1 rRNA gene is annotated in these 1483 nt (G+C 60.3%); it reads left to right on the forward strand.

Going from position 1 to position 1483, the window contains the following annotated elements:
• Positions 1-1443 (forward strand): 23S ribosomal RNA (locus G454_RS0115185); the annotation flags it as partial.
• Between the last annotated feature and the right edge of the window lie 40 nt (positions 1444-1483).

A 1483-nucleotide genomic window follows, 5' to 3' on the forward strand; every position in this document is an offset into this window, starting at 1 on the left:
GTAGGGTGTGGGGCAGGCAAATCCGCCTCACGTGAAGCCCGAGAGGTGATGGGGAGGGAAGTATAAGTACCGAAGTGGCCGAGCCCACACTGCCTAGAAAAACCTCTAACGATGGCTGGCCGGTGCCCGTACCGCAAACCGACACAGGTAGGCGGGGAGAGGATCCTCAGGCGCGCGAGAGAACCCCCGTTAAGGAACTCGGCAAATTGACCCCGTAACTTCGGGAGAAGGGGTGCCCCGTTAGCGTGAAGGTGCGGAGCTGCTGGAGCGCGAGGGGGTTGCAGGGAAGAGGCCCAAGCGACTGTTTACCAAAAACACAGGTCCCTGCGAAAGCGAAAGCTGAGGTATAGGGGCTGACGCCTGCCCAGTGCTGGAAGGTTAAGGGGAGGGGTTAGCCGGGGGGAGACCTCTGGCGAAGCTCTGAACCGAAGCCCCAGTAAACGGCGGCCGTAACTATAACGGTCCTAAGGTAGCGAAATTCCTTGTCGGGTAAGTTCCGACCTGCACGAAAGGCGTAACGACTTGGGCGCTGTCTCAACGGGGGGCTCGGCGAACTTGTAGTACCCGTGAAGATGCGGGTTACCTGCGGCGGGACAGAAAGACCCCGTGGAGCTTTACTGCAGCCTGACATTGGACCTTGGTACTGCATGTACAGGATAGGTGGGAGGCGTAGAAGCTGGGGCGCCAGCTCTGGTGGAGCCGGCCTTGGGATACCACCCTTGTGGTGCTGGGGTTCTAACAGGGTGTCGTGGAAGCCGGCACATGGACAGTGTCAGGTGGGCAGTTTGACTGGGGCGGTCGCCTCCTAAAGGGTAACGGAGGCGCCCAAAGGTTCCCTCAGCGCGGTTGGAAATCGCGCGGTAGAGTGCAAAGGCATAAGGGGGCTTGACAGCGAGACTTACGAGTCGAGCTGGGACGAAAGTCGGGCTTAGTGATCCGGCGGTACCGAGTGGAAGGGCCGTCGCTCATCGGATAAAAGCTACCCCGGGGATAACAGGCTTATCTCCCCCAAGAGTTCACATCGACGGGGAGGTTTGGCACCTCGATGTCGGCTCATCGCATCCTGGGGCTGGAGCAGGTCCCAAGGGTTGGGCTGTTCGCCCATTAAAGCGGTACGTGAGCTGGGTTCAGAACGTCGTGAGACAGTTCGGTCCCTATCCGCCGCAGGCGCAGGAAACTTGAGGGGGGCCGTCCCTAGTACGAGAGGACCGGGATGGACAGACCGCTGGCGTACCAGTTGTCCCGCCAGGGGCACAGCTGGGTACCCAAGTCTGGGAGGGATAAGCGCTGAAAGCATCTAAGCGCGAAGCCCGCCCCGAGATGAGGTTTCCCGCGGAGTTAATCCGGTAAGACCCCTGGAAGACTACCAGGTAGATAGGCCGGGCGTGTAAGCCGGGTAACCGGTTGAGCGGACCGGTACTAATAGGTCGAGGGCTTGATTCCGGCGGTGCCTCCGCTGTGAAGTTTTGAGGGAGCAGGGAAA

The organism is Desulfovirgula thermocuniculi DSM 16036 (assembly GCF_000429345.1).
In the GTDB taxonomy this organism is placed as follows: domain Bacteria; phylum Bacillota; class Desulfotomaculia; order Desulfotomaculales; family Desulfovirgulaceae; genus Desulfovirgula; species Desulfovirgula thermocuniculi.